The organism is Brevibacillus sp. GCM10020057 (genome assembly GCF_042683565.1).
Classification (GTDB): domain Bacteria; phylum Bacillota; class Bacilli; order Brevibacillales; family Brevibacillaceae; genus Brevibacillus.
The window spans coordinates 1-20,347 of the sequence record NZ_JBHUJW010000011.1 but is presented as its reverse complement, the minus strand read 5'-3'; the positions used below and the strand labels follow the sequence as shown (position 1 = coordinate 20,347).

Sequence of the window (20,347 nt, the reverse complement as noted above, 5' to 3'; positions counted from 1 at the left end):
GGCCATGAAGATCGTTAAAGACGAGCGGGGCGGCGCCCTTCTCATCGTTTTCATGATTCTGGTCCTGTTTACGGCGCTGGCGTACTCCCTCGCCAACCACACGATGCAGAGCGTCCGCCAGCGCACCTTTTCCGAAGATGAGGTGCAGGGCAAGCTTTTGGCAGATGCGGGACTCGCCTATTTTCAGGAGTATTTGGAGGCGAACCTGCAGATGCCCGCTTCCTTTCTCACAGGCGACGACGCGCTCCAAAAAATCGGGGAGTCGCTGTCGACGCCGAATGCCGAGCAGGTCGCCTTCTCGGAAGACAAGGTCATCGAGCTGGTTCGGCGCATTTCGTCAGATGAAGCCAATACATACAAAGAAATCCGTCTGCCCGGGATGAACGGCAGCTTTGCGATTCAGGCGCAGATCGTGTCGCGTATCCCGCGAGAGACCGGAAGCACGCCCCAACCGTACGTCCTGCAGTTGAAAGTGTCGGTGATCGGGATTCCGGACCGCGCGGAAAACCTGCGGAAAGTGAAGCTCACCTCCACGGTGTATGTCAATACGGTTCCGGCTCCGTTCCACTACGCGGTCAGCACCCCCGGGCAGCTGCGCCTGTTCGGCGGGAGCAACATCATCGGAAATATCGCGGCCGATTCAGTCGTCACCAGCTCCGAGTACCGGTACAGTACACCGGAAAACGATCAGGATGTCTGGGACACTGACCTTGGCGGCCTGCCTTATGTAGAGGGCGAGATCTCCCTTCCGGACCGCGGCAATTTGCAAAGCGTGGACAGCATTCCGGAAGAAGAGCCGGACAGCACCGCCTTTTCGGGAACGACTATCGCGGATGCCGACCTGGAGAAGTTTTTTGTCCCCAGCCCGCTCGACTCCGTGGAGGCGAGCACCGTCACGCTCAGCGCCGATCCGGCCACGCAGCAAATTCCCGGCTATGAACCGCCCATCGTGACTGTCAGGAGCCATCCCACGGATTCACTCTTCCTCGACGACGCGGAGACGGATAGCGTGGAAAACACCTCGACCTATGTCCGGGAGCAGATCCAGCAGGCGAGGGCGAGTGCAGCCGGAGACCAAATCAGGCGCATCACCGACAAGGATACGTCCCTCTGGTTCAAGGGTCCGGACGACGATGAGCACGATCCGAAAGGCGAGACCAGCAATCCCGGCATGGTGGATGCGGAAGAGCCGGACGGCGACACTCTCCTGATCGAGTCCCCCTATGGGACGGCCACCCCTGACTTCTTGAGCCTGACTGCACGATTTACGGGACGCTCCTTGCAGAATGTGCACCATCTGTACATTGGCGGCAAGGACAGCGCAGGAGAGGGGATTGCCGCTGTGGAAATGGGCAGAATCGGCTCCTTTTTGCCCGAGCCCAACGATGCGGGAGACCCGTTCACCTTTGATGGCACAATCTACATCAAAGGGAATCTGGACATCGTCGGCGACGTCTCGATCAACGGAACCATTTATGTCGATGGCAATGTGGTCATCCGGGAAATCCGAAACGTCTCCGCTCCAGGGAAAAAGAACAATCTGGTCATCATCGCATCCGGAACGATCAGCCTGACCGACCGCTACAAGGACCAACCGATCACGAGCGAAGCAATCCAGCCGCTGTCGGCCTTTCTCTACTCGGAGAGTGCCATGCAAATTTATTCGACGAGCTCGCACAACCGGCTCATCGGCGGAATCGCAACCGGCCGCGGCATGCCTCTGTACGGGCAGGACGGGCGCCTGAGCGGTTATACGGACAGCTATATTGAGCTGAATACCCGGCGCGAAGGAAAGGCAGACCGGTACGCGTCACATATGTCCATTTCCTTTGACCGCAATATTTTTGACGAAAAGACACCGGGCCTGCCGCCTGGCGATCGTTTTCATATCGATCTGTACGACAAGGAATATCCCGAGGTAGGAAATCCGGTCATCGTCACAGGCGACTAAAAAAGTGCCAATGGGGACAATTATCCCGCATTGGCACTTTTTCTTTCTCCCTCTGCACGCTACTGGCGCGTCCCCGTCGCCAATACCGTAATCGGCGCCGTCTCCTGCGTATGCTTTACTCCCGAAATGTTTTTCTCGTGATCTTTTCCATACGTCGTCACCGTGTACCAGACGTCAACCGTAACCAAATACGTCTTCGTTTTGGAATCGTCGGACTTCAGATTCAAGTATTTCTCGGTAAAGATTCCGTCGGTGGGCAACGGGTTTGGCGTTCCTGCTGCACTCCCTTGCGGCGCAATCGTAAACTGGGCTTTCGTGACGTTCACTTCCACGTTGCCCGGATCGTGCACCGCGTTAAAGGAATACCCGAGCCGCACCGAGACCGCCCGATTCTCCTGCGCGCTCTTGGTGGCGGTGACAAACGCATACGGCGAATCACTGCCTACCGGGAGCACGGGCACCTCCAGTACGATCGTGCGGTTGGTCACGTAGCCGTCTCCGTTGTCTGCCTGAATCACGACAGTCGTTTTCACAGGATTTCCGTTGCTGTCTTTCTGGTAAGGAATCTGCAGGTAACTGTCTCCATGAGTCTCGACGCCATTGGTCTGCCGGAAGTCGTCGGGCGCCTCCCCCTTCGATGTGGCGTATCTCCAGACGGTTTCATCCGTAATGTTGTCGATCGGCGTCACCTTGACGAGCCCGATGTCGTCAAACGTCTTGTCTTTGACCGGTTCAGCCGTGAATAACGGGTACTCTCCGCCAATCGTGACCACGTTGGACACGCTCATTTCATTCGGATCGGTCGTGTCCTGATCTTCATTGAAATCCTGGCGCAGGACGACGACAAAGTAGTTTTTGCTGTCCTTCAGCGGGACTTTGTGCGTGATGGAGCCGTCTGTGAAGTCGACCAGACGGGTCTGATGATTGACCTTGCTGTTGTCGCTCTCATTGGTCCAGCCAAAGGTTGCATTCGGCATGATTGCGCCAGACGGAACGGCAGTGAGCTTGGCCGTCTGTGAGCCGGTTTCCCTCTCGCCTGCTGCCGTAACCAGCACCACCGGATTAAAGTACACTTTACCTTCTGCCTGCTCGGACAGCTGATCGAACCGGTTTTTGACCTGTCCGGAAATGACGGCCGGTCCGATAAAAGGTCCGCCTGCTTCCGTCTGGTTTTGCGCAATTTCCAGCGTATAGACCGTCTTATAGAGGCTTCCCGATGCATCGACAGGGGTTGGCCCGGCTGTCTTCGCAGGCGCAAGCGGCTGGCCGTTGATGCGGAAGTCCGGCTGCAGCGGTCCATCCTCCTTGCCGTGGACCACTTCTGCCGTGATCGTCACTTTGTCCGGGTACAAGCTGTTCCAGCCCTGATTGGCCGTCATGGAGATGAGCGGCGCAGTCGGGACAATCACGACGCATGTATCGGTGAAACCTCCGTCCAGCGTAATCACCGTGATCGTCGCCTGGCCGCTGCCTGTCGCAACGACCCGCCCCTTGGCGTCCACCGTCGCTACGTTTTCATCGCTGGACGTCCATTTTACGCCTTTGTTCTCGGCATCATCGGGGAATACCGTGGCAATCAGCTGCTCGGAGTTGCGCGACGGATCATCTGCAATCAGCACGAGCTGCTCTTTGTTGAGCGCCACGCCCGTCACCGCCGTGTACACATGGAAAGTCATGCTGTTGAAGGTGTCCGCCACATCTGCAGAAGTGAAATCGGTATACTTCAGTTGGGATTGATTCAGCGTGTACAGACCGCTTTTCACAGCTCGAACAGTAACGGTAAACTCCTTTTTCGCCGCCCGAAATCCTTTTCCATCTGGTGAAAGGGTGTACGAGATGTCCTGCAGACTGCCGGATATCCGGCTCTTGCCGTCTGATTGCGACGGCGTCCACGCTTCAGAGTTGCCCACCACCTCGATGCCGGACGGGTAGACTTCATCGAACCGCAAGTTTTGCAAGGTCAGCTGATCATTGCTGAGGTTGTAGACGTATCCCCGAAAAACGCCGACGTAGTCGCCCGAGCTGTCTTTCTTCACTTCAAAGCGGCCGAAATTGAGCGCAGTCGCTACCGTCGAATTGCCGCGCAGCACCGTTTCGTCGATGATCGGCAGCGTAATCGTCATTTTTTGCTTGTACAGGTAGTCGAAGCCGCCCTCGATTTCGCTTTTGAGGTTGTTTCCCGTCATCGTATCAATACTATCGTACAAGGCGACGGGAGTAGAGTAACCCGCCTTCATCAATTGCAGGAAAGCCGCGCGGTCGTTTTTGCCCGTCCAGGCGATCGGGCCGAAATTGCCCCGCGTCACATCCCTGAATGAATAAGCATTGCCCAAAACGTAATTTTGCTGCGGCATCCAGATCGGACGCAGGCCCGTCACCGCCAGGGAGCTGAGAGGAATGTCCCGAGGCTCGATGGTATAGCGGATTTGGAACGGACTGTTTTTCGCGATGCGCTCCGGATTGACATCGACCAGCTTGCGGGACAGCGCGAGCGCAGGCGTCACCTTGTCCACGATGACGGTGCGCGTGATCGTCTGCTTGGCTCCTTTGCTGTCCTCCAGTTCGACCTTCACCTCAATTTCTCCGCCGTTGGTCGCGGTGTTTTCCGCATTGTAAATGACGGTCGATCCATTGCCGGCACGGTCGTTGGAATAGACCAGGGAGCCGTCCACGTAGATCCTCGTTTTCAGCAGGAAGTCTTTCAGATCGTAATCATCCACGCGATAGGCAATATCAAACGTCTTGTCCGTGCTGCGAATATGCTCCTTGTCGTTTGGCGTAATCATCGTGATGAACGGCGCGTGGTTGGCACCGATGAAGGCGCGGTACAGCGTGTTGACAAACAGCTTCTGCTCCGAATCGGGGAAGCTGTTGGACGTATGCCCCGTACCCGAATAGGTGACGCTTCCCTTTGAATAGGTGTAGTAGTGATTCCAGCTGTCGGCAATATCGCGATTGTCTTCCGCCATGTTATACCACGGGATGACAGCCGGGTCCTCGAGATCGAGTGTAAAATACTGATCGTGGGTCGTCGCCACCGTGACCGAATCGCCCAGGGCAAACGGATATTGCGTCAGCAAGCCGCTGTTGACCTGCTTGGTCGTGGTAGACGGATTGGGCGCTCCCAGGCCCAGGTTGTGCATAGGGTCCTTCTGGCCGGTGATGTCTTTGAAATAGGTGAGCCAGTTGTTGCTGCTGCGATAGATCGTATCATGGGAGAACATGACGCCCTGGCCTGTGCTGATAAAGGACTGCACGGCCTCTGCCGCTTTCGTCGTGATCGTCGCCCCTTCGTTGTAGGTATCCCGGAACCCGAATACCAGCATGTCGTAATTGCCATTGAGACTTTTGTAGTAGGAATTATTGAAATCGTTGATCGATACAGTCGTAATGTCGAGGTCGTAATCCGTCTGGTTGTCCAGATAAGTCGACTTGATGCGCTTGTTCAGATCGCTGACGTCATTGGAACTTACCGTTACCTGAAGTACGCGGACATGTACTTTTTGATCCCGGAACTGAAAGATGCCTGTCGCGAAATCTTTCAGTTTTGTTCCTTCATCGACGATCTCCAGCTTCCAGTAGTACAGGGTGGAGAGCCCTTTCGGCAGCGTATACTGAATTTCCTTGACAGAATCGCTGGCAGTCATCGCCGTCGTGCTGACCAGCTCATCCGGTTCGTATACCTTGTCGAAGTCAGCGTCGATGTACAGATTGGCGCTCAGGTTATGGCCAGCCAGCTGCGCGTTATTCGCCAGCTTGAACGTATAGGAAATGGTCTGGTCCGCGCCGTAGATGGTATGCGTCGGAAGCGTGTAATCGCTTGGCTGGGTGAGCAGCTCCAGCCGCGGCCTGGCCGCAATGTTTTGCCCGATCTTGCTCGCTGCCTCAGCGGCGCTGGATACAAAGATGACGTTCTTGACCGGATTGCTTTTGTAGCCGATGAACTGGCTTTTCAGCTTGCCCGTGTTTTTCGTGACGGTATCCGTGTGCAAAACGACCAACTGGCCTTTGCTGATAAACTCCTTTTTAATCGCTTCTGCCTTCAGATTGGTGATATCGTTCATGATGTCTTTCGTGTTGTGCGCATTCGCGCGTTCCGACTGCGAATTTTGGTTGGTCATGTTGGGGTAGCTGACTTGTGCGGTGCTGTACTTCCCTGAGCCTATATAGATCGCGTCATACCTTCCGTCCAGTTCCTCCCGAATCGCGACAAACCGCTTCATGCTCATGGTCGTAATCGCATACTCGGTGCTCGGTAACATTTGCGTAGACAGCTCGGAAATGCCGCTATCCGTGATCTCCAGAATCTTTTTCTTTGGGGAGGGCATGTCGGCTGCATGGCTGATAGACTGCGGTCCCCATGTGCCGAGCGAGATTTGAATCATGAGCGAAAATAATAGCAACAGCTTCCAAACTCTCACAACCGCATTCTCCTTCTCTTTTTGATTCCTGAAACCGAATGGTGTTCTCGTAAACGATGCAAATGGAAACACTAACCATTTCACTATCAGATTACCCTATTAATGGTTCTTTTGCACTATATTTCTGCGGAAAACCATCTCATTTGTCCTGGTTTGTCAAACGAATGAAAAAAATCCATTCTGCTCTGTAACGTTTCTTCATCCCCTTCGTCAAATTGATAGCAACTCACAAAACTATAGAAGGCGTGATAACGCTGATAGAAGTGTCTCGCTCGCTCTCGCTGAATGGGCATGAACCATATGCAACGCCTGACTTCAACTAACTGGAAAAGGTGGTCTCCTCTATGAAACTCACACGCAATCTTGCAGCACTTTCCGCTTTTGCGATTCTGTCGCTCTTCCAATCGGGCGCTTCCGCTGCGGCTGCCCTCACTTCTGCCGCTGCTCCCCTCACCCCTGCAGCGCAAACGCAGGAAAGCAGCCAAATGTCCATCACGCAAAATAACGCGCATCCGCAAGACAGCCAGGCCGACGAAGACTGGAAAAACGGCCTTTTCCTGCCGCAAGCCACCATTACCGCTGCGGAAGGCATCCAACTGATCGTCAACGCCTTCCACTTGAATATCGATGGCATTCACTTCTTCAAACTCCCCGTTGCCAGCGATTATTACGCCAAAGCGGACAACAACGCCTGGTACGCTCCCGCCCTCGTGATCGCCGCGAACCAAGGCTTTAAACTGCCGGCCGATCTCGCACCGGATCAGATGTGGACGAAAGAGGAGTTTGTCTATCAGCTGATGACCGTAATGGAATCCCGTTACAACCTCCCGATGCTAAATATTGCTCCGGTTGCACTCGGAGATGAAAGCGAGCTGAACATCAGCTATCAAGGAGCTGTTCAACGGGCACTCTCCCTTGGCATCGCACACCTCGATGAACAAGGCAACTTCCACCCGAAACAGGCCTTAAGCCGCCAGGAGACAGCCGAGCTCATCCAGCATGCCGTCGAGTATATTCAGGCTCATCAGGCGCCGGTGGCTGAATAAGCCGGTCCGCCAAGCAACCACCGGCTCGCAGCACCCCCTATCCAGCCGCCCGCCGGTTCTTCCTGCCAGTTGCCTGTCATCCCTGCCTTACAGCCAAAGCAAAAGGGGAAAGCAGATCCGATTGGACCTTGCTTTCCCCTTTTTGCTCAAAGGTCGGCTAACATCTTACATATTTCCGTTTGAAACCAAGCTGCCCTCTGGCGATCGCCTTTTGGATACTTTCGGCGGCATGCAGGGTACTGCTTTTTTTCTTGTCCCGTTTCAATTGGATCGGACCGACTGCCTTTGCGGTCTCAACCGCCTTTTCATGGAGCGGCAGGTAGGACACCCCGACAGTGTACATAAAATTGTTCATCGACGCTTTCGTTCGCTCGGGAGCATCACAGATCGTCTTTTCTACCGTCTCCAGCATGCCTGCCAGTTTGCTCTCGGCAAATTCCGTGTCCGGCCGACTGCCCAGCAGCCAGCAATAGCAGCTCCAGCCCGCCGACATCCTGAGCTCTTCGCCGCTTGCGATCCATTTGTCGGCCACTGCTTGCGCGATATCGGTCTCCGCCAGGGTGACGGCAACCACGTAATCGGATAGCATATAAAAATAGGCACCATCCATCCAGCGCTCAAAATCCGCCTCGGTCATCGCTTTCGGGTCTGCAATAATGCCGGCAAAGTACATGGCATCGTAGTTTCCCGTGGCGTAAAGCTGCTCGGCCAACGGTTGATTGATCCCGATTTTCCTGGCGAGCGGCTTCATCTCTCCTGTCGCCACGCCAAAAAGCGGTTCACGCGCCCCGTTGGACATGTACATTTTCTTCAGCCGTTCCTTGCCGAGAGCTTCAAGCTCCTGCATGACCGTCTCCAGGTTCAACTCTGTTCATCTCCTTTTGCGGGTACTCCTATTTCAAATCGAAAGGCCGCCATCGACAGGAATTACGGCACCATTGATATAGCTGGAGTCATCGCTCGCCAAAAATAGATACACATTCGCAATATCCCTTGGCTTTCCAAGGCGTTGGAGAGCTATTTTGTCCCTCATGCCTTGAAGTACCTTCTCCGGCATTTTCTCCGTCATCGGGGTCATGATAAAACCTGGCGCCACCGCATTTACAAGAATCCCCTTCCTGCCAAGCTCTTTCGCCCACGTCTGCGTCATGGCAATAACCGCTGCTTTCGATGCGGCATAATTAGTTTGTCCAAAATTCCCCATTCTCCCTACGATGCTGCTTGTATTGATAATTTTGCCCGAGCCTTCCCTGATCATGTGAGGCACCACGGCCTGCGTGCAATGAAAGACACCTGTTTGGTTAATGGAGATCACACGGTCCCACTGTTCCTGCGTCATCTTCGCAAGCGTGGCGTCCATGGTAATCCCGGCATTATTAATCAAAACATCAATTTTCCCAAACCGGTTGATTACTTCACTGACCATCCCATCCACTTGATCGCGGTTGGATATGTCAACAGCTAGCCCCAGACCATTCGCTTCTTTCGCTACTTCTTCTGCCGACTGCTGATGACAATCAACGACAACCACATGTGCCCCTTCGCTAGCCAATAATAGACTCGCTTCTTTTCCTATTCCCCCTGCTCCCCCCGTAATGATGACAACTTTCCCCTCCAGTTTCATGCAAGACACTCCTCATCACATTTTCCGAATCATGATTTGCAGTCAACACCGATTCGTCAAAATTATCCGAACACCATGTTCAATGCTAGTACGCCGAGTATGCCGTAAATCGCAACAAGGGTGTACATGAAGCATACAGATTTGATCGTTTGACCAATCGTCAAATGAAAATACTCCTTTGTCATCCAGAAAGAGACATCGCTCGGCGGAGCCCAGGCAATGGATGCGCTTCCAATCGCAAGCACCATCAATTCAGGACTCACTCCGGTTTTCGAGACAATGGGCAGCATGATTCCTGCTGTCGTTAACACCGTTACGGTAGCAGATCCTACAGCCAGCCGAATGATGAGCGCAATCAGCCACGCCAGGATAAAGGGAGAGATATTCCATCCGCTTGTGAAATCCGCAATGTACTTTGCCATGCCGCTATCAAGGATGACCTGCTTGAATGCGCCGCCGCCACCAAGGGTGAAAATGATCCCTCCTATGGAGATCAGCGCCCCTTCTACGATTTTCATCAATTCCATCATCGTCTTTCTCTTTTTGCGCAGACCAAACACATAAACAGCGACGAGAAGGGAAAGAAGCAGCGCAATATCCGCATTCCCGATAAAAGTCAATGTTTTGTAGATCAATGATGTTTTCGGAAAGGAGAACCCTGCAATTACCCCGATCAATATCAGAATAACAGGTAACAACGTAATGAATACAGACGTTGCAAAGGATGGGACCTCATGCATGTTAAATTCTTTCTTCGTAACCAAATGGTTAGGAATTTGGATATCCCAGTTCCGATACAGCTTCGCTACTAACGGACCAAAAATCACGGTAGCCGGAATGGCTAACAGGAATCCATATCCCAACACTACACCCAAATTCGCCCCTAAAGCAGCTGAAATAGCGGTTGGTCCTGGATGTGGCGGCAAGAAGACATGGGTGATGGAGATTGCAGCCAGAAAAGGCATTCCTACTTTCATCAGCTTGACTTTTGCTTCATTGGCTACTGTATACACAATGGGAATAAGTAGAATATAACTTACTTCATAAAACAAGATAACCCCTAACAGAAAGGATGCGATACAAATAGCCCAATCCACTCTTTTTTCACCGAAAATATCAATTAACGTTGATGCAATTCGGTTCGCTCCGCCGCCTTCAGAGATGATTTTTCCGAAAATAGCTCCCAGTCCAATAATAATCGCCAGATGCCCCAGCGTACCTCCCAGTCCGGATTCGATGGAGGTCACGATCGCCGATGGCTCCATGCCCAGAAAAACGCCTACGAAGATTGCTGATAGCATGAGAGATAAAAAAGCATTGAACTTGCAAACAATGACTAACACAAACAACAGTACGATCCCTAAAAATAATGCGATAAGTGGCATACATATACACTCCATTTCACATTTTCGTTTTCAGGAATAGCGTTTCGCAGCAGGAGCTTTCCCCGCTCCTTTTATAGACTTGAACCAAAATAAGCAATATTCTCTTCAAATTTCGGGGGTCTGCCCTTCTTCTCTGCTTCTTTCACTAATTGAACAACCAAATCATTGTACGGAGTCTGAATCCCTGCCTCCCTTCCTTTTTTACAAACAAAGCCGTTGATATAATCAATTTCTGTCGGTCTCTTTTTCTCTAAGTCTTGCAGCATGCTTGCTTTTGTATTGCGATGCGGCCCCCATACTTCCTGGTAAAACGCCATTTTATTGGGGACGTCATTTCGATCCCGGAGCTCAAGAAATTCCATATCTTTTCCCTGCATTGGCTCTAATCGAATTTTGTGTGCATGCGCCACCTTGATCGTTTCATCTGCAAGATACGCCAAATGAAACATGGCTGCGTCATTCCTCAAGACATCGCCGAAACGGCAGCCTAATGCAGCTGACATGCCGCTAAATGTGGCATTCATCAAGAGTTTGGCCCACTTGATTCCCATGATGTTCGATGAGATATGACAATGTCCAACAAGGTCCAGTACCTTCTTTACTTCCTCGAGGCGAGGCGTTATCGCTCCATCCAGCTCCCCGATGTCAAACGCATAATGTTGCATCGTATGTACTTCCGTTGCCAGCTCTGAGATTCCTGGCCCTAACCATGCAGCCCCGAACCCGACCGCGCCTCCGATGGTTCTTTCGCGTCCGATCAATGACGAGACATAATCCTCAGGCACACCATTTTGCAGCGTACACACGATGCTGTCCTCAGACAGATGGGGAAGCAACTGTTCCAACGTCGTTTTGTTATAAACCTGCTTGGTCAAAAGAAAAACCAAATCATACGTCCCTGTCATTTCACTGGGCAAAATCGCTTTTACTCGTACACAAAGATCCAGAAAACCGGTAATTTTTGCACCCGAATCATTGAGTGCGTCGACATGCTCCTTGTTAATGTCGATTAGCTCGATCTCTCGTCCCCCTTTCGTAATAAGAGCCCCGATTATCGTACCTAGCGAGCCGGCACCCATAATTGCCATTCTCATCTGTTTTCCTCCTCGTTGAGTTGTCGGATCAGCAATCGTTCACTCGCCGATTCTCTTGATTCATCCAAAATGAAACCGCTTGCATTTTTTCGTACAGGCATTGCGGTAAAACGTTATTTGGCCACTCTGGATTTGCTCAAACCCAAAATGTCTCTCGCTTCATTTGGCGTTGCAATTTCTCTGCCCAGTATTTTTGATAATTGGACGATTCTTTCCACAAATTGAGCATTCGTTTTGGCCAGTTCCCCCTTGCGATAATAAACACTATCCTCCATGCCTACCCGGACATGCCCTCCCAGCAGAATGCTCATAGTATTGATCGTCAATTGATCTTTACTTGCCCCGATCGCTGACCATGTTGAACCAGGGGGAAGGCTTTCAACCAAAAACAGTAAATTTCTCGGGGTAGCACGCATTCCTCCCTGTATGCCAAGGACAAACTGAAAATGGGCTGGCATATCAAGCAGGCCTCTCTGAACCATTCTCGTCGTATTCTCGAGCATTCCAATATCGAATATTTCGATTTCCGGCTTGATCTGATGTTCTTTCATTTTTAACGCCAATCTCTCCAGAAATTGCGGAGAATTAAGAAACACATTCGCGCCAAAATTCATGGAACCAGCATCAAAGGTTGCCATCTCAGGCCCTAATTCACAAACCTTTAGTCTGTCTTCATCGTTCATGAACAAGCCGCCGGCAGTCGTTAAGTTGATAATGATATCACATTTGTCCTGAATGCGGTTTACGACTTCCCTGTACGTATCCAAATCCAAGGTATTGTTGCCGCTTTCATCTTTCACATGAATATGTGCGATCGATGCACCCGCTTGCCACGCCTCATAAACCGAATCAGCGATTTCCTTCGGTGTAAGCGGCAGATAGGGAGTATGCTCACGAGTCGTCTGAGACCCTGTGGGAGCAACCGTAATGATTAATTTTTCCATCGAATTTCCTCCTCGTATCGTAATTTTGGGAAAGCTGGTTCATAAGGGACTTCCCGCTTGCACGCGGCCTGGTCAAGGGGAGCGGTCGGCGAGTGCGCCGGAGACATCCCGGAGTGTCCATTCCTTGAATCCCCCCTGAGAATCCCCCCGGAAAGATGGGGCAATCTCATGAACCAGAAGATTGCCATCATGCTGCCAGACTTTCGTTATTGCTTTACCATTTATAATCGAAACGTTTCGATAATATTCATGGAAAATCGTAGTGAAATTCCATCAAACTCTTTCTATCACCTTTGAAAAGCAACGGTTATTACCGATTTCAACCGTTTTTACACCAATTCGATCTGCTGATCCATTACCCATCTATCGAAACGTTTCGCCATTCGTGATTCTCATTATAATGAGCGCTACATACAAAATCAACCATTTCCTCTGAAAATTTTTATAATTTTTCAAATTCACTACTTTACCTGTATGAGCAAAAAAAGAAAACCATTTTCGCTTTCTTGATGAAAGTGAAAATGGTTTCCGAAAATACAACTTCTGTATATGGATCTACCCTTTGCTTTTTAGACACCCTTTCGTTTTTGCGCTCCGCAGCTTTCACGAATTACCAGGGATGGAGTGAGGATAATTTGTCTCGCCGCCGTCTGTTTCTTTTCCTGTATCAACTGTAACAGCAATTCCATCGACAATTTCCCCATGTCATATGTTGAGTGATCGACACTGGACAGGGGGACCAGGAAATTTTCTGAAAAGGAACTGTTATCATTTCCGATAACGGCAATATCCTCCGGTACACGAATCCCCGATTCTCTCAACCCCTTGATCACCCCGAACGCGACTATATCGCTTACAGCGCAGATCGCCTCCGGCAGCTCTTTTACTTGTTCGAGCATTCTTTTTACATTCTCATATCCCGACTCCAAAGAGTATTCCCCTTCAAACACAAGCTTGGGGTCCACCTCTAACCCATGTTGCGTCATACAGGTAATAAATCCATCTCTTCTTTCCCTTGCCGTGTTGATTTCCAGATTGCCGCCAAAAAACGCAATTTTTTTGTACCCTAGAGAAACCAGATGATTGACGGCTAATTCCGAACTGAGCGGATTGTTAATTCCTACGAAATTTTTATCGTAGCCGGGTGGCTTTCGATTGATTAGCACATATTTTAATCCTGTTTTTTCAATTTCGCTTAAATCCTTCGCTGTAGCAATATTCGCCAAAAGAAGTCCATCGACCTGTTTTTCGACCATGAGCTCTAAATAAGCCTTAATCCGATTTCGCTCATTTGATATATTACATAAAATTACATTGAAGTTACTATGAAAGGCCACATCTTCAATCCCTTTAATCATCGGCGGGTAAAAGGGATTCAATATATCTGTTACAATGAAACCAATCGTATTCGTGGACTTCTTTTTCAGGCTCCGTGCTACTGCATTTGGTCGATAATTCAGTTCCTCAATCGCCTGCATCACTCTCTTCGTAAGTTCCGGACTTACATATGCAGACTGATTAATGACGGCCGAAACGGTCGAAAGTGAAACATTCGCCATTTTGGAAATGTCCTTCATCGTAGCCATTTGAACCCTCCACGAAAAAACGTTTCGTTACTTTTAATTTATATGAAATGTAGAACAATTGCAATTTTACTTGCTGAGTGTGGTTTCATAATGGAGAGAAGATCTATAGAACAGGAGGGTCTCTATGAACGACTTTTTGCCAAACACCAAGCCAAGAGTAGTAACACTTTGCGGCTCAACAAAGTTCAAAAAACAATTCCGTGAAGCGGAGGCTAATTTGACACTGGAAGGCAAAATTGTGCTTAGCCTTGGTTTTTTCGAGCAAAGCGATCATATCGAAGTAACTGCGGAACAAGTCAAGCTCTTTGAATGGCTACATTCCCATAAAATCGATATGTCTGATGAAGTTTTTGTTATCAATGTAAATGGATACATTGGTGAAAGCACAAGAAGGGAAATTGAGTATGCAGCCAAAAAGGGCAAGGCCATAACGTATCTGGAGCCGATTCGGTAGCGGGTGTTTATTGCGGGCTAAAAATGTTGTGATTTGTAATGTATTTCCCAGGGAACAGGTCTGTTGCATGTTGCCTTGGTTAGGAAAACCCTTCAATATCAAATCTTATAAATTTCCGTCATCACGAATAGGAAATTGCTGTAAGGCAGAAACGAGAGAGGGTCTTAGTTTCCAGATGAAATTTCCCATCTCATCAAACTCCCGATCAACATCTCCATCAAATAATACATTCCAATAACGGTTGCCGCCCTTACAATTTAATGGCGGCTCCTTACAAAGCTTTTGGTATATATTCTTGGCTATCCTACGATTCCAAGCGGTAACCTGTTGCTGTGTAACTCCACCTAATGCTTCACCGATTTTCGTCGCGCTCGACTGACAATTGGGTTGAGCAAAAACAAAAGCAACCATCTTTAAGCCGATCTCATCAAAAATGTCTTTATCTTTGAGAAGGCCTATCCATTCTTCGGCACTAAGATTTAAGGGATCTTGATTATGCCAAGTCGTAACAGGGGAAATATTCAAAATTTCACATCCTTCCGAGTAACTTCCATATTAACTTGTGAATGCGTGCCATAATACGGCGCCCGCACAGGACGCCTATCAAGAGCGACGAAAGCATTCATGAACGAACTGTCGCACTTCATATTAAAATCCGTCGAATAGTATCTATCTAAAAAGAGAACACCGCAAAAAGGGCGTTCTCTTGCATACGCGTCGTCCAACCCAGCATCAAAACAACAGAAACTCCAAACTAATCATTGAAAGGCTGCGGCACTGCACCTGTCTTGGTTCAACTAATACTTTACAAATTGCATCCCATCTGCTTACGATTCGCTCGGTCAGCTAACCAATCTAACGCGCTGGGTGTTGTTTTCCATGAATGAAGAGCGAATGAGGCGTAAATAATCGCTTCCTCCTCACTCCCTCGCGAGTAAGCATCAGGTTTAATATATGGAATATGCTTCTCACCTAGTAAATAAGCGGGAACAAAAGAATTCGATTCGAGAGCTTTACGCAACGATACGGCGGCTTTGCTAACACTCTTGCAGCGGAAAGAAAGCAAGGCTTCGCTATACAGCATAAAGCATGTAGCCTCTTTATGCTCTGACAGAAATTCGTCAGCTTCTTTATTCATTTCCTCAGCTATCAAATAGTTTACCAGTATATAGCGAATTCCCAGATTGTCATTGGGATTCAATCGGAGCAACTCACGACAGTTCGCAATGGCATCTTGCCGGTGACCATTATTCCAAAGGCATTCCGCCAGTCCTGTCAGTGCCCTCATATATGGTCTGGTCTCGGTAAGCCACCAAAATTCACCTACATTCTTTTCAAAAAACGATTCTCCTAAAGCTAGACGCCCCACCTTCACCCCCCGCTCGTACAGTTCCATTCGTTCTTCCGAAGATTTACTGTGTTCCGCTAACAAATTATAGGCATCTGCACAGTATGGCGACAGAGCCAATGCTTTTCGTGCCATCGAGAGACGCTTGCTTCTACTCATCTCGTCCCATGCATCATAAATCATTTCCTGCGCCTGATCCAGCTTTTCTCTGTCAAACGAAGGAAGCTCCAATTCAAGCACCGTCTTGTCGTATCGTCTATGTTTACCTTGCTCTATCTTGAAAAGGCCGGTATCAATTGTAATAAAATGCTGGGTAAAATCATCATAGTCCGGAATTGACCGAGGATGATGCTCCTTTGGCAAGCTTTCTTTCCATGTATTGAACTTCGAACCAATCAAATATTGACATACTTTCAGACGAAGTTTGTCCACTCCTTCGAGTGTATGATCCACTGTTTCACTCAAATAATAGGATAGCAGCTGTTCTATATCCCGAAAGATTCTGACACCCGAAGCAAAGCCGCTTGGTGGATGCAACGGCATAATATCCAGACTTTCCAACGCGGCAAACAAGCCGTCGGTTGTAACTGTCTTCGGTACAAATAATGCGTCCGGCAATCCGTATATAAATTTTTCTTCCTGCTTCTCCCCGCTCCAGGCATAATAAAGGAAATCTGCGAGAGAAAGCGGCCTTCTCGTCGTAGCCATCCGAAAAGCAAACGTCCCGCTGTAGTGATCGCGCAATATATAGTAAATGAGATGTTCTTTACGTGATTTAAGTGCGTTTTTCAGATCAACGTCCAACGGTTTGTTCTGGTATCTCAAATATCCGTCTTTGCCAAAATAATAATGCCTTGAGACGGAGACCAATAATTGATGCAATTGGTTGGAGTAATCGGAAACCAACCGGCGATGCATACAACCAACCCCTTTAGTAGTAATGCTGCATCCCGAGATTGTACTTAGGGTATGCTGAACGATTCATAGACGTCAAAAAGTGTTCGGAAGTCTGGTCATCTCACAACAAACAGTTGTTTCATCAACGAGAAAAAAAGAACTCGAAGCCTGCGCTCAAAGTTCATCACCAACAGTTGCAGCGCAATGAAGGCTTCGCTCATCGTTGCAAGTCGGGCTCGAATACGGCCAATCCCATACTTGCGCTTGCCCTCGCCGAAATTGCCTTCGATGGCATTGCGTACACTCCCATCTTGCCTTTCGACTAGCCGCTATTCCGCTGCCTCTTCGCCTTGTGGTGGACGACCAAGCGTAGGACCGCTCAAGCAAATGTCATGTGCCTTGCAGAAGGCTCGATTCTCCCGCGTACGGTAAATCTGGTCGACCGGAAGAAGCAATTGGTTTTCACGATGAGAGACGGATGAGTACATCCCGATCAGCACCATGTGCAAAGAATTTGAGGGGAAATTGTTGATTTCCTTGCACATGATTTCGATAAAAACGAAACAAAATCCTTGTGGTTACTGGATTTTTAATCTATTCAGCAGACCCTATGTACTTGAGCAGCCATGTTTATGTTATGGTTGGTCAATACGAATAGGAAAATAGTCAACCGAACTTGCCGACTGGCTCTTCCCGTTAGATGGAGGATGGAAAAATCCCATCCAATGCGATCATAAAGTTAGCACATTGATACGGTTGCATGTTGTTGTGCGGCTGGCTGCCTCCTGCTTCCATCAATGCGGAAGGGGCCATCTGAGCATTGATTTCCTTGGAGTAAGGATTGGGCAATCCGCGTTCGTTTGCTACGTTTGCCCAAATCGCTCCATCTGGACTATTTACGTCTGCCTGATCGCACACATGGCAAAGTGGGTGTGCCCGGGCAGTTGAGCGACAGTAAGCGTCACAGTTCGCTCGCCGCTGTTGCGTAATAAATTAGATAAAGAAGCCTAGTTATCCGCACCTCACAGGTCTGTCCAGTATTTTGTGTAAACCCTTTTGGAATAAAAAACTAGCGTAAGTATTGACCGATCCGATCCGGGAAGAAAACGGAGAGCTGGAGGAGCATTTGCCCCCAGTTCTGCACTCGTCCCGTCCACTTCCTGGTGACGTCCATGGTAGCCAAATAGAGCATTTTGAGCAGGGCTTCATCGGTGGGGAAAATGCTCTTGCCCTTCGTCACCTTCCGGAGTTGCCGATGGTAACTCTCAATCATATTGGTCGTATAGATCAATTTACGAATCTCTGGTGGATACTTGAAAAAAGTAGCTAGTTCGTCCCAGTTGGTACGCCAAGAGCGAACGATGAGGGGATATTGGTTGCCCCATGTTTCCTCGAAGCGATCCAATTCCAGTAAGGCAGCTTCTTCTGTTGCCGCTTGGTAGATTGGCTTTAAATCCGCCGTCACTTTCTTGAGATCCTTGTAAGAAACATAACGGGTCGAGTTGCGGATTTGATGAATGATGCACTTTTGAATCTCCGTATTCGGATAGCAGGCGGAGATGGCCTGAGAGAAGCCCGTTAGGTTATCCACGCAGGTGATGAGAATGTCCTGAACCCCACGGTTCCGTAAATCGTTCAGTACGCTCAGCCAGAACTTTGCGGATTCATTCTCTCCAATCCACATGCCTAATACGTCCTTGTTGCCGTCCAAATCAATGCCAATGACCATATAAGCCGCTTTGTTTACAATCGCACCGTCTTGCTTGACTTTGTAGTGAATGGCGTCCATAAATACAACCGCATAGATGCTTTGTAGGGGGCGGTTCTGCCATTCTTTGATGAGTGGCACGATCTTATTCGTCACATTGGAGATCATGGTAGGAGAAACGTCAATTCCATACAGATGGTTCAGATGGTCCTGAATATCCCGTGTGCTGACACCTTTGGCATACATGGCGATAATTTGGTCCTCAATGCCGGTAACGGTAGACGGATGCTTTTTCACGATAACGGGCTCAAATTCGCCATTACGGTCACGTGGCACCGCGATCTCTACCTCGCCGTATTCGCTTGTCACCGTCTTCTTTGTCTTCCCGTTACGGCTGTTTGTTGTTTTCTTTCGCTTCACATCGTGCTTTTCATAGCCGAGTTCCGTGTCAAGCTCCGCCTCTAGCATCGACTGCAGCGTTTCTGCAAACAGTTCCTTTAGTGCCGACTGCACATCGTCCATCGTCTTGAGGTTGTTTTCCTTCACAAACGCCTTCACTTGTTCCTTACTAAATCTCACCATGGGTGTCATCCTCTCAAACAACCTTTCTCTTACTGTAATAGGTTTTGAGAGTTTACACAGAATATTTTACAGTCCCGGCTTTGACGTACCCCTTATAGGGTTTCATGCAGAATTATCTTTAGCAAAGAGATCATCAATATTTTTAACCCTTACCTTAAATGTGGTATCCTGACCAGTAGCTTTATCTTTATCGGCTCTAGCGGTTCCATAGATACTGAAGTTCCATTCTCCCTTAGCCAATTTAACTTTTACACTTTGTGACTTATATTTGCTGGTTCTATTTATATCAATGCACTGTAATACGATACTATCGGGTACAACTGCTATCCTACTTTTATTTAACTCAGATCTTCCACAAACGAATGCGAAATAGAACTGTTTCCGTTCATAAATCAGACTTTTTATTTCATCAATTTGACTTTCGGTAAACGGAAAATTCCATATTGCACTATTATGAGTATCGCTCTCGCTCGATGGGTTTTCACTGCACTTTACATACACTCGGAAATCGCCTTTATCAGTGGTAAAGTCATATACTTTTCTGTTTAAGTCTTTTCGATCTTCAAATAATGCTGGAACGATACCGTTATTGAGTAGATATGACAAAAAAGCTCCACAATAGAAATCTTCTCTTGTCAATTTCAATTTCCACTACCTCCTTACCATATACGCCTAACAATCTTCGCATCTCGGAATATTTCGCCAAAATTCCAGTGATACCTTCTTTTCTTGCAGACAAGCTCGAAAGCTGTCTACAAAAGTGGTTTAAGTAGGTATAGTGGTTTCGAAGGATAGAGGTATATTTTAATCAGAAAAATTCATTACTAGTTGGATTAGCAAGTTGACTTGAAGTAATCGGAATCACTGTTTCATCTGTGATTGTTCTTAATTTCCTTAATTCTTTCCTTATAGTTATTTTGATTCATCACCATAACCCGTGCTAGACATTGAAAAAACGCAGATGTTCCTCTATCGTGGGAGTTGTCGAGACAACCACTGAAAAGGAGGGAATCTGCGTTGTGCCTTGATTTTAGCACAGACCTTGTCAGACTTCCATCATTCCATATCACTCATTGGGAAAAAACAACGGAAACGGATTGGATCGCTGTTCTGGAACCGAATTCTGCTTGTTATCTTTGTCCGATCTGCCTCCGAGCCAGTACCAACCATGCCCGTCCTGGACGGCGCATTCTTCGTCATCGTTTCGTTCCTTCTTGGGGGACCGTCTGGGTATCCGTTCCCGTGTTTCGCCAGCGCTGTGCGAGTTGCGGGCTTACATGGACAGTGGAATGGAACGGTATCCCGCC

The 20,347-nt window shown here is 48.8% G+C and carries 14 protein-coding genes and 1 pseudogene; 3 read left to right on the top strand and 12 right to left on the bottom strand.

The genetic code is table 11. From position 1 onward, the window contains the following. Positions 1-4 precede the first annotated feature (4 nt). A complete protein-coding gene (locus ACFSO0_RS03555) occupies positions 5-1,951 on the top strand; it encodes a hypothetical protein (RefSeq protein ID WP_376876412.1) in 1,947 nt (648 codons plus the stop codon). A 59-nt stretch (positions 1,952-2,010) separates the two neighbouring features. Here ACFSO0_RS03555 and ACFSO0_RS03550 read toward each other — a convergent pair whose 3' ends face one another. Next, positions 2,011-6,372, bottom strand: coding sequence for an Ig-like domain-containing protein (locus ACFSO0_RS03550; RefSeq protein ID WP_376876409.1), 4,362 nt, complete (start codon positions 6,370-6,372; stop codon positions 2,011-2,013). Positions 6,373-6,716: 344 nt separating this feature from the next. On the opposite strand from ACFSO0_RS03550, the gene ACFSO0_RS03545 reads away from it, so the two are divergent. Continuing rightward, positions 6,717-7,418 carry an S-layer homology domain-containing protein gene (locus ACFSO0_RS03545; RefSeq protein ID WP_376876407.1) on the top strand — a complete coding sequence of 234 codons (702 nt, stop codon included), beginning with the start codon at positions 6,717-6,719 and terminating at the stop codon, positions 7,416-7,418. Between the two features lie 157 nt (positions 7,419-7,575). Here the strand turns inward: ACFSO0_RS03545 and ACFSO0_RS03540 are convergent, their stop codons facing one another. The 6 genes from ACFSO0_RS03540 to ACFSO0_RS03515 all read right to left on the bottom strand — a co-directional run bounded on the left by ACFSO0_RS03540 (position 7,576) and on the right by ACFSO0_RS03515 (position 14,051). Then, entirely contained in the window at positions 7,576-8,283 is a 708-nt protein-coding gene (locus tag ACFSO0_RS03540) for a DNA alkylation repair protein (RefSeq protein WP_376876404.1), read from the bottom strand. A 33-nt stretch (positions 8,284-8,316) separates the two neighbouring features. After that, a complete protein-coding gene (gene fabG / locus ACFSO0_RS03535) occupies positions 8,317-9,042 on the bottom strand; it encodes a 3-oxoacyl-ACP reductase FabG (protein ID WP_376876401.1) in 726 nt (241 codons plus the stop codon). A gap of 62 nt (positions 9,043-9,104) precedes the next feature. After that, the gene (locus tag ACFSO0_RS03530) at positions 9,105-10,427 is read right to left on the bottom strand and encodes a gluconate:H+ symporter (RefSeq protein ID WP_376876398.1); all 1,323 of its coding nucleotides are present in this window, start codon (positions 10,425-10,427) and stop codon (positions 9,105-9,107) included. A gap of 71 nt (positions 10,428-10,498) precedes the next feature. Then, positions 10,499-11,521 carry a ketopantoate reductase family protein gene (locus ACFSO0_RS03525; RefSeq protein ID WP_376876395.1) on the bottom strand — a complete coding sequence of 341 codons (1,023 nt, stop codon included), beginning with the start codon at positions 11,519-11,521 and terminating at the stop codon, positions 10,499-10,501. Positions 11,522-11,634: 113 nt separating this feature from the next. Beyond that, the gene (locus ACFSO0_RS03520) at positions 11,635-12,465 is read right to left on the bottom strand and encodes a beta-keto acid cleavage family enzyme (RefSeq protein ID WP_376876392.1); all 831 of its coding nucleotides are present in this window, start codon (positions 12,463-12,465) and stop codon (positions 11,635-11,637) included. 569 nt (positions 12,466-13,034) lie between these two features. Next, the gene (locus ACFSO0_RS03515) at positions 13,035-14,051 is read right to left on the bottom strand and encodes a LacI family DNA-binding transcriptional regulator (RefSeq protein ID WP_376876389.1); all 1,017 of its coding nucleotides are present in this window, start codon (positions 14,049-14,051) and stop codon (positions 13,035-13,037) included. 124 nt (positions 14,052-14,175) lie between these two features. Between ACFSO0_RS03515 and ACFSO0_RS03510 the strand changes: the two genes are divergently transcribed. Then, complete coding sequence (locus ACFSO0_RS03510; RefSeq protein ID WP_376876386.1) at positions 14,176-14,505, top strand: hypothetical protein; 330 nt, start codon at positions 14,176-14,178, stop codon at positions 14,503-14,505. 105 nt (positions 14,506-14,610) lie between these two features. Here the strand turns inward: ACFSO0_RS03510 and ACFSO0_RS03505 are convergent, their stop codons facing one another. The 5 genes and pseudogenes from ACFSO0_RS03505 to ACFSO0_RS03485 all read right to left on the bottom strand — a co-directional run bounded on the left by ACFSO0_RS03505 (position 14,611) and on the right by ACFSO0_RS03485 (position 19,685). Further along, the gene (locus ACFSO0_RS03505) at positions 14,611-15,030 is read right to left on the bottom strand and encodes a hypothetical protein (RefSeq protein WP_376876383.1); all 420 of its coding nucleotides are present in this window, start codon (positions 15,028-15,030) and stop codon (positions 14,611-14,613) included. Between the two features lie 280 nt (positions 15,031-15,310). After that, the gene (locus ACFSO0_RS03500) at positions 15,311-16,771 is read right to left on the bottom strand and encodes a hypothetical protein (RefSeq protein WP_376876380.1); all 1,461 of its coding nucleotides are present in this window, start codon (positions 16,769-16,771) and stop codon (positions 15,311-15,313) included. A gap of 95 nt (positions 16,772-16,866) precedes the next feature. Further along, a pseudogene (locus tag ACFSO0_RS03495) lies at positions 16,867-17,202 on the bottom strand (transposase); the annotation flags it as partial. 617 nt (positions 17,203-17,819) lie between these two features. Continuing rightward, positions 17,820-19,040: an IS256 family transposase gene (locus tag ACFSO0_RS03490; RefSeq protein ID WP_376876914.1), complete on the bottom strand. Its 1,221-nt coding sequence runs from the start codon at positions 19,038-19,040 to the stop codon at positions 17,820-17,822. Between the two features lie 102 nt (positions 19,041-19,142). Further along, entirely contained in the window at positions 19,143-19,685 is a 543-nt protein-coding gene (locus tag ACFSO0_RS03485) for a hypothetical protein (RefSeq protein ID WP_376876377.1), read from the bottom strand. Positions 19,686-20,347 lie beyond the last annotated feature (662 nt).

What these genes read in the sequence shown, in the direction of transcription:
- ACFSO0_RS03510 (WP_376876386.1), top strand. Translation starts at nt 14,176, where the DNA reads ATGAACGACTTTTTGCCAAACACCAAGCCAAGAGTAGTAACACTTTGC.
- ACFSO0_RS03545 (WP_376876407.1), top strand. Translation starts at nt 6,717, where the DNA reads ATGAAACTCACACGCAATCTTGCAGCACTTTCCGCTTTTGCGATTCTG.
- ACFSO0_RS03530 (WP_376876398.1), bottom strand. Translation starts at nt 10,427, where the DNA reads ATGCCACTTATCGCATTATTTTTAGGGATCGTACTGTTGTTTGTGTTA.
- fabG (WP_376876401.1), bottom strand. Translation starts at nt 9,042, where the DNA reads ATGAAACTGGAGGGGAAAGTTGTCATCATTACGGGGGGAGCAGGGGGA.
- ACFSO0_RS03515 (WP_376876389.1), bottom strand. Translation starts at nt 14,051, where the DNA reads ATGGCTACGATGAAGGACATTTCCAAAATGGCGAATGTTTCACTTTCG.
- ACFSO0_RS03520 (WP_376876392.1), bottom strand. Translation starts at nt 12,465, where the DNA reads ATGGAAAAATTAATCATTACGGTTGCTCCCACAGGGTCTCAGACGACT.
- ACFSO0_RS03555 (WP_376876412.1), top strand. Translation starts at nt 5, where the DNA reads ATGAAGATCGTTAAAGACGAGCGGGGCGGCGCCCTTCTCATCGTTTTC.
- ACFSO0_RS03490 (WP_376876914.1), bottom strand. Translation starts at nt 19,040, where the DNA reads ATGGTGAGATTTAGTAAGGAACAAGTGAAGGCGTTTGTGAAGGAAAAC.
- ACFSO0_RS03525 (WP_376876395.1), bottom strand. Translation starts at nt 11,521, where the DNA reads ATGAGAATGGCAATTATGGGTGCCGGCTCGCTAGGTACGATAATCGGG.
- ACFSO0_RS03500 (WP_376876380.1), bottom strand. Translation starts at nt 16,771, where the DNA reads ATGCATCGCCGGTTGGTTTCCGATTACTCCAACCAATTGCATCAATTA.